This is a genomic window from Maribacter orientalis (assembly GCF_900109345.1).
GTDB classification, from domain to species: domain Bacteria; phylum Bacteroidota; class Bacteroidia; order Flavobacteriales; family Flavobacteriaceae; genus Maribacter; species Maribacter orientalis.
Window position 1 is genome coordinate 88,382 of sequence record NZ_FNZN01000012.1, and the last position, 9,254, is coordinate 97,635.

Consider the following 9,254-nt stretch of genomic DNA (forward strand, 5'->3'; position numbering starts at 1 on the left):
ACAAACACTAATCAAATATTACTTAACAGCAAATAAATGCAAAATTAGCTGCAAAAAACTGCATAAATTCAAAATAACGCATATATTTGCATGATTTAAAAACCTAAAATTTCATTGTAATCTTATGAAAAACGCCGTTAAAGAGACTAAAATTGACATTGGTCACCAACCCATTGGCCAGTTTGAAGAGACACGATTCGAAAAAATTCACAATGTAATCTTTCAAGATTCCAACAAGGCATCAATTCAGGTAGCCCATGAAATTGCTAGTCTAATAAAGAAAAGACAAGGTCAAAAAAGAAACTGTGTTTTAGGCTTAGCAACAGGATCATCACCAATTAGAGTGTATGAAGAGTTGGTACGTATGCATAAAGAAGAAGGTCTAAGTTTTAAGAATGTGATTACTTTCAATTTAGATGAGTATCTACCTATGGAGCCAAATAACATTCAGAGTTACTTTTATTTCATGCATGAGCATCTATTCAATCATGTAGATATTCCTGAAAAAAATATTCATATTCCAGACGGCACAGTAAGCAATGAAGATACCACAGCATATTGTCTAAGTTATGAACGAAAAATAAAAGAAAATGGCGGTCTTGATTTTCAATTATTAGGTATTGGTAGAACGGGGCACATTGGTTTTAATGAGCCTGGTTCTCATTTTAACTCGGGTACTAGGGTAATAACTTTAGATCATATAACGCGTGTTGATGCTGCACCTTCATTTTTAGGTATAGACAATGTACCTCGTAAAGCAATCACTATGGGGATTTCAACTGTAAGAAAGGCAAAACGTATCGTTCTTTTAGGATGGGGTCAGAATAAAGCTGAAATTATTAAAAAGACCATTGAGGGTGAAGTATCTTCGCATGTACCGGCGACATATTTACAGCACCATGACAATTGTACTTTTGTCTTAGATACGGGAGCAGGTAGCGAACTTACACGTAACAAAACACCTTGGTTAGTAGATGCATGCAAATGGAATGAAGATTTAAAAGCCAAAGCAATGGTTTGGCTATGCGAAACTACTGGTAAAACTATTTTAAGCTTAACGGATAAAGACTATAATGATAATGGTATGGCAGACCTTCTAGCTTTAGAAGATTCTTACGACCTTAACATTAAAATGTTCAATAAACTTCAGCATACCATTACTGGTTGGCCTGGTGGTAAACCAAATGCAGATGATACACATAGACCTGAACGTGCTACACCAGCTAAAAAGCGGGTTATCATTTTCAGCCCACACCCAGATGACGATGTTATTTCTATGGGCGGTACATTTGATAGACTTGTAGAACAAGGGCATGAAGTACATATTGTTTATCAGACTTCTGGAAATATAGCGGTATCTGATACCGATGCCAGAAAATACGCAGAAATAGCTTTACAGATTCATCCATCAGATGAGGCTAAAAAAATTATAAAATCGATTACCGATAAAAACGAAACTCAAATAGATTCTGCAGAAGTTCGTAATTTAAAAGGCAAAATAAGACGAGGTGAATCGTATGCGGCAACTAGGTATGTGGGCTTAAAAGATAGTAATGTCCACTTTTTAGATTTACCTTTTTATGAAACGGGTACCATTAAGAAGAAAAATTTATCAGAAAAAGATATTGCCTTGGTGGTAGGTATAATTTCAAAGATAAAACCTCATCAAATTTACGCTGCAGGTGATTTAGCAGACCCACACGGCACACATAAAGTATGTTTAGACGCTGTCTTTACTGCTTGTGAACAATTAAAATCTGAATCCTTCATGAAAGATTGTTGGTTGTGGCTATACAGAGGAGCTTGGCACGAGTGGGACATCAATGAAATTGAAATGGCGGTACCTATGAGTCCTGGTCAAGTATTAAAGAAAAGACATGCAATATTTTGTCATCAATCACAAAAAGACGGAGTCATGTTTCAAGGCGATGATTCAAGAGAATTTTGGATGCGTGCCGAAGAAAGAAATCGCAATACCGCCAATAAATATAAAGCTTTGGGCTTATCATCTTATGCTGCTATGGAAGCTTTTGTTAGGCATAAATTCAATTAACATTTAATCTTGTATAAAAAGGCCTATTTTAGAAGTAAAATGGGCCTTTTTTAATACTATGTCAAAATACACATACTTCCTTTTTATTATAGTCCTATTTAATTCATGCAGTATATTTAAGAGCTACGAAAAACATCCTAAAACCGAATTTAGAGGTGTTTGGATCGCAACTGTCGTAAATATCGATTGGCCAAAGAACGGCAATGATAGTACTGAAAAACAAAAAGCCGACTATATCAAGATTCTAGATTTTTATCAGAAAGAGAATTACAATGCTGTAATTGTTCAAATTCGTGCAGCTGGTGATGCTTTTTATGCTTCCGATTATGCTCCTTGGTCAAGATTCTTAACAGGTAAAGAAGGCATTCCCCCCCTTTGGAATACAGATGTATTGGAATGGATGATATTAGAAGCTCACCATAGAGGAATGGAATTTCATGCTTGGTTAAACCCCTACAGAGCTACATTCGATGAGAATTTTGAAGTTCTTGATGAATCTCATGACTATTGTACACACCCAGAGTGGATGGTACATTATGGTAAAAAAAATTATTACAATCCTGGGTTGCCTGAAGTTCGAAACCATTTTTCGAATATCATTACTGAAATTGTATCAAACTATGATGTAGATGCCATTCATTTTGACGATTATTTTTATCCATATAAAATTAAAGATGAAGTTTTCAATGATTCTACAACCTTTGAAACTTACGCCAAACAAGACCAGACAATTGATGATTGGCGACGTAGTAATATTGATTCTTTAGTAAAACAATCGCATGAAACCATTAAGGCTATAAAACCTTGGGTGCAGTTTGGCATTAGTCCGTTCGGAGTTTGGAAAAACAACTCAACAGACCCGAAAGGTTCAAATACCAAAGCTGGGCAAACTACCTATGAAGATTTATATGCAGACCCATTACTTTGGATGGAAAAAGGTTGGATAGATTATTTGGCTCCACAAGTATATTGGAGTATGGATCTACCAGTAGCATCACACAAAACTATTGTTGATTGGTGGTCAAAAAACAATTTCAATACAAACCTTTATATTGGAAACGGCGCTTATAAAGTTCGGAACAACAGTGATAATGCTTGGGACGATATAAAAGAATTACCAATGCAATTAGAGCTAGCTAGAGAAACACCTCAGGTTTCTGGCAATATTATGTTCAGTGCTAAATCTCTTATGAGTGATAAAGTTGATGTTGTTGAATACATTCATAAAAAGTATTACAAACTACCTGCTTTAAGTCCCGCTTTCCCATTATCCAAAAAAAATATATTTAAAACCCCACGTTTATCAATTACTGAACAAAACGAAAAAGACTTTATTCTTCATCTCGATGACACCAAGAATATGCGCTATGCCTTACTTTATAGAACTGGTCGTAAAGCAAAAGACGAATACCCTATTAAAAAATTAGTCTTTAAGATATTCTTAGATGGTAATCCAAATAGACTGCTAATTCCAAGGAACCAGATATCAGACAAATTTTTAGCACTTAGTTTCATAGATGTATACGGTGTTGAAACTGAACCGACAATAATTAATATAAAGCAACTTGCAAAAAATGGTACAAAAAGATAAAGGAGCTTGGGCATGGGTACCCGTTCTATATTTCACGCAAGGCCTACCCTACGTATTAGTGGTCACGGTATCAGTAATTATGTATAAAAAATTAGGCGTAAGCAATGAAGATATCGGCCTTTACACCAGTATTTTATATTTACCATGGGTTTTAAAACCATTATGGAGTCCGTTTGTTGATTTAAAAAGCACGAAGCGAAAATGGTTTTTGGCTATGCAACTGTTAATAGCTGTAGCACTTTTAGGGGTTGGATTGGCCTTACCGACAAACATGTTTTTCATATCCTCATTAGCCTGTTTTTGGATGGCTGCTTTTGCATCTGCAACCAATGACATTGCTTCAGATGGATATTACATGCTTGGGTTAACCGAAAAAAAACAGTCCTTTTTTGTTGGCATGCGAAGTACTTTTTACAGATTGGCAATGGTTACAGGAGAAGGAATGATTGTCGTACTCGCAGGCTTTTTAGAAAACAAATATGGCGATAACACCAAGGCATGGAGCATAACGATGTCGGTTGCCGCTTTTTTAATGTTGATCATGACTGTCGCAAACTTTTTCGTTACTCCGAAATATGAATCTGAAAATGACGAGCTAAAGGAAAAACCTAAAGGGTTTTTAGAAGTGTTTTCATCCTTCTTTAAAAAGCCTGGAATAGGTATCGCATTAGCTTTCATTTTAACCTACCGTTTGGGAGAATCGCAATTGGTAAAAATGGCGTCACCTTTTCTATTAGACACTCCAGATGAAGGGGGTTTAGGCTATTCAACCGAACAACTTGGAACCATCTTCGGTACCGCGGGAGTGATTTTTCTTTCAATTGGAGGAATTCTAGGAGGCATACTAATTTCAAGAGATGGCTTAAAAAAATGGATGCTGCCTATGGTGCTTTCATTAAACCTACCTAACATTTTATATGCAGTACTGGCAGTAACTAATACAACTAACATTTATGCCGTAACCGCAACAGTTATCTTCGAAAAATTTGGCTACGGCTTCGGGTTCGCAGCATTTTTAATGTATCTCATTTATATTGCCGACGGAAAATCGAAAACCTCTCATTATGCCATAGCTACAGGCTTTATGGCATTAGGCATGATGCTACCTGGCATGGTAAGCGGTTATATACAACACTGGCTAGGGTATGATGGCTTTTTTGTTTGGGTTGTTATTGCAGCCTTACCTACCTTATTTTTATTAAAATTCATTTCTTATCCAGCAGATTTCGGTAAAAAAACGACAGTTCCCAATGAATAACATCATATCAACATCCGAGGCCATTGACCAACTTAGTAAAACAGAAAAAGTAGGACAATTATTTATGCCGGCAGCTTTCATTAATGATACGGAAGAAGAAATACAGCAACTTGAAAAACTGATTTCAAATCATCACGTTGGCGGACTATGCTTTTTTCATTCAAGGGCAAGTGCAGCGACTAATTTTGAAGGAAAAAAGAAAGTCGTGGTAAATGAAAATAGTTATGAGGTATTAAGAAACCTCATCAAAAGATATCAAAAAGCGGCTACCTACCCCCTATTAATTTCCATTGATGCAGAATGGGGACTTGCTATGCGTATTGAGAATACTCCGCAATATCCATACGCCATAACTTTAGGTGCCAATGTTAAAAATATAGACCTAACATATGAAGTAGGAAAACAAATCGCAAAAGACTGTAAAGCAGCGGGTATTCATTGGAATCTTTCTCCCGTAGTTGATATTAACACCAACCCTAATAATCCGGTTATTGGCTATCGTTCTTTTGGAGATAATAAAGAGAATGTAGTTTCATTGGCTACTGCATTTGTAAAAGGAACGCAAAGTGAAGGTGTTCTAACAAGTATAAAACATTTTCCTGGGCATGGAGATACAGCCACTGATTCACATTTAGGGCTTCCGGTTATTGATAAAACAAAAGCCGAATTGTTAGAAAATGAATTATATCCTTTTCAACAGTTAATAAATCAAGGCGTAGATTCTGTAATGGTGGGTCATTTATCCGTTCCTGCATTGACCACAAATAAAAATATGCCATCAAGTATTAATAAAGATATTATCTCTGGCATACTTAGAAATGAAATGGGATTTGATGGGGTAGTAATTTCAGATGCATTGAACATGCATGCAGTTTCTAAAAATTATCCAACCCTAGGTGAATTGGAGTGGCTTGCTTTTGATGCTGGCAATGACGTATTATGTTTTGCCGAACATATTGAAGAAGGAATACAAATGATATTAGAAAATGCCACAGATACTCAAATCAATAAGAGCATTGAACGTATTTGGACTCTAAAAGAAAAAGCTTTTCGGAAAACATCATTAGAACAAGGTTTGACAGACCCAAGTTCATTAAACCGTAAAATAGCGGAACAATCGCTAACCTTACAGATTGGAACAGCTAATGAAATTGAAGCCTTTAGGAAAACAAATCATTGTACCATTACCATAAAACGTTATAGTAACAATCAATCTAAAGATGAGATTTTAGCATCTATAGAGGAGATGCAAAATGAAGTTACCGATGAATCCGATGTACTTTTACTATTGACGCCACCTCAAATAAAACCTACCAATAAATTTGGGTTTCTTCAGCAAGAAATTGATTTCGTCAATCAATTGATACAAACGAAAAAGGTAGTTCTATATCATTTTGGAAATCCTTATGCGTTAAAATTTTTTAATATCAATAAAACTACAGCTACCGTTATTGCCTATCAAAATTTCAAGGAATTTCAAGATGTAGCTACCGAGCATTTTCTAGGAACTTTTGAGGCTAAAGGAAAGCTTCCAGTTTCTTTAACATAACAAAATTGAAAATTTAATTGGCACATAAAAGAGCATCCTCAAAATTCTACCCTAATGAAAGTATATAAAATCATCGGTCTTATGTCAGGAACTTCCTTAGATGGCTTAGACCTTGCCTATTGTCATATTTGGGAGAAAAATGGTTCTTGGGAATTCGATATTATCACTACCAAAAGTGTATCCTACGATGCAGAGATGTTAAGTTCCTTAAAAGATTCCATTAGTTTATCCGCAGAAAAACTTATTGAATTGCATAATACGTATGGTACATGGCTAGGAGAACAAGCACTGCTGTTTATTGAAGAGAATAAATTAGATGTTCACTATATCGCAAGTCATGGCCATACCACCCATCACCGACCAGAAATGGGACTTACTTTTCAAGTGGGTTCAGGTCAGCATTTAGCAAATACAAGCGGCCATAAGGTAATATGCGACTTCAGAACGAACGACCTTGCTCTAGGCGGTCAAGGGGCTCCTTTAGTACCAATTGGTGACCGAATATTTTTTAATGAATATGATTTCTGCCTAAATCTTGGCGGCATCAGTAATATTTCTTTCGATGTAAAAGGAAAACGAATAGCTTACGATATCGGTTTGGCTAATATGATTTTAAATTACATTACCCGAAAAGTTAATTTGGAATATGATGATGATGGAAAATTAGCTAGAAAAGGCACCATAAATAAAAAAATGCTGAAACGACTAAATGACCTTCAATACTACCTACTACCCCACCCTAAATCTATTGGGTATGAGTGGTTTTTAGATGAAGTCGTACCCATAGTTGAAGAAACCGATGATTCTATAGAGAATTTACTACATACTAGTATTCATCACATATGCGATAAAATAGCTCAGCAAATCAAGCTAAATACTAATCGCAAAAAACAAAGCTTATTGGTTACAGGTGGTGGTGCCTTAAACACCTTCTTTATAGAAACGTTACAGCAGAAATTAGGTGAAACCACCAATGTAATGATACCCGAAAAAATTATAATAGAATTTAAAGAAGCATTGGTCTTTGCTTTAATGGGTGTGCTAAGGGTTGAACAAAAAACTAATTGTTTATGTTCGGTTACCGGAGCTTTAAGAGATTCTTCAAGTGGGGTTATTTATACTGCCAATTGAATTAAAAAATGAGCTCAGCATATAAAAAAGAGGAGTTTATAACTCCTCTTTTTTTATTATGTCTTTTGTTTATGGTATTATATAAAAACTTAAAACACGAACCGTATTAAAAATTCATTGGTATTCTTGGCGCTTGCCAATTCTTTTCTTGAGCTCATTTCGTAAGCATAACCTATTACTAAGTGTTTCTTTATGGTAATGTTCATCAATGCAGCATAGGCCGCGTCTGTTCGATAGGTAGCACCAATTTCAAAACTACGATCAAAAGACAACATTGTATTGATATCTAGTGACACTGGTGCACCACTAACATACCGCACCATGGTTGACGGCTTTAGCACTAGAGCGGTTGTAGCATCTAATATTATATCATAGCCTGCTGTTGCATACACATGAGGTTTAGCTAGTGCCGCTGTTACGATACCTTCCTCATTATCGGCACGGTCTGTTGATAATAAACGTGGTACCGCTATAGAGGCGTGCCAGCCATTTCCTTTTAATAATGCTCCCACCCCTACATTAGGATTAAAATTAGAAATGGAGTTTACACTTGGATCGGTCATAACATTATAGGTTTCCAAGCCTGAGGTATTCAAATTATAGAAATTTCCACCGGCCTTTATACCCAAATATAAGTCCGTTGTCTCAGAGAACTTAAGTCGGTATGAAAAATCTATCCCAGTAAAAGTCTGACTCTCTATAAAAGTATTGCTGTTATAAATAGATACGCCTATTCCAAGGTTCTTTCCCAACGAGGTTCCGAAAGAAATCGCTTCGGCACTTGGCGCATCCTTGATTCCTGTCCATTGCTGTCTAAAGCTTGAGGTAATTAAAGTTTCGCCATCAACCCCAACAAAGGCTGGATTATACACATTCATATGATACATATAGTTGGTAATAATTCCTTCTTGTTGCGAAAAAAGTGACTTGCTGATAAGGAGTAGTACCCCAAATAGTATGGTTCTAAAATTCTGCATTCTTATATTTTGATATTTAAAATTCATATTGCTTAACGTGACGCTATATACAACCACCCCTCTTGTTCTGGTTGTCCATCACCATCCAAATCTATTCGATAGTAATAAGAGCCAGCATCAGGTAATTTAGCGCCTAAATCTTTATAACGCCCATCCCAATTGTTCTGGTAGTTTCTGGTAGCGAACACCTCTTTTCCCCAACTATTGTATACTTGTACTAAAGAGTTTGGATAATTCTCAATATTATAGATGATCCAAGTGTCATTAATTCCGTCGCCATTTGGCGTAAAAGTTTGAGCTACGTTCAATTGTGCGGTATCACACACATCCCCTAAACCATCTCTATCGCGATCTTCTTGTTCTGGATTGTAGGCTGTTGGACAATTATCTTCTGCATCAGCAATACCATCATCATCCATATCCGAAATTCCATTATCATTTACATCATATGGGTTAAAATCATCGGCATTCAAAATACCATCACCATCAATATCGGCATCGGTATTATCACCGGTACCATCACCATCGGTATCGGTATTTTCTGTAGCATCTAACGGAAAGGCATCATCGGCATTCAGAACACCATCACCGTCAATATCAGTATCCATATTATCTCCTGTACCATCACCATCGGTATCTGTAGCTTCTGTAGCATCCATCGGGAAGGCATCATCGGCATTCAGAACACCATCACC

At 36.3% G+C, this 9,254-nt stretch carries 7 protein-coding genes; 5 read left to right on the top strand and 2 right to left on the bottom strand.

The annotated features are described in order from the left end of the window. Positions 1-124 precede the first annotated feature (124 nt). Genes nagB through BMY56_RS17435 form a run of 5 tightly spaced genes read left to right on the top strand, consistent with a single transcriptional unit; the run spans position 125 to position 7,582 of the window. A complete protein-coding gene (gene nagB / locus BMY56_RS17415; RefSeq protein WP_091627264.1) occupies positions 125-2,053 on the top strand; it encodes a glucosamine-6-phosphate deaminase in 1,929 nt (642 codons plus the stop codon). Positions 2,054-2,111: 58 nt separating this feature from the next. Beyond that, a complete protein-coding gene (locus BMY56_RS17420; RefSeq protein WP_091627267.1) occupies positions 2,112-3,644 on the top strand; it encodes a glycoside hydrolase family 10-like protein in 1,533 nt (510 codons plus the stop codon). After that, a complete protein-coding gene (locus tag BMY56_RS17425) occupies positions 3,628-4,902 on the top strand; it encodes an MFS transporter (protein ID WP_091627269.1) in 1,275 nt (424 codons plus the stop codon). The genes BMY56_RS17420 and BMY56_RS17425 overlap by 17 nt, the downstream gene beginning before the upstream one ends. Continuing rightward, a complete protein-coding gene (locus tag BMY56_RS17430) occupies positions 4,895-6,451 on the top strand; it encodes a glycoside hydrolase family 3 protein (RefSeq protein WP_091627272.1) in 1,557 nt (518 codons plus the stop codon). Before BMY56_RS17425 ends, BMY56_RS17430 begins: the two co-directional genes overlap by 8 nt. 54 nt (positions 6,452-6,505) lie before the next feature. Continuing rightward, on the top strand, positions 6,506-7,582 hold the full coding sequence (locus BMY56_RS17435; RefSeq protein WP_091627274.1) for an anhydro-N-acetylmuramic acid kinase: 1,077 nt from the start codon (positions 6,506-6,508) through the stop codon (positions 7,580-7,582). Between the two features lie 89 nt (positions 7,583-7,671). Here the strand turns inward: BMY56_RS17435 and BMY56_RS17440 are convergent, their stop codons facing one another. Beyond that, on the bottom strand, positions 7,672-8,559 hold the full coding sequence (locus BMY56_RS17440) for a PorP/SprF family type IX secretion system membrane protein (RefSeq protein WP_177170994.1): 888 nt from the start codon (positions 8,557-8,559) through the stop codon (positions 7,672-7,674). Between the two features lie 32 nt (positions 8,560-8,591). Next, on the bottom strand, positions 8,592-9,254 hold a 663-nt coding region (locus BMY56_RS19010), incomplete at its 5' end, for a T9SS type B sorting domain-containing protein (RefSeq protein WP_143057843.1).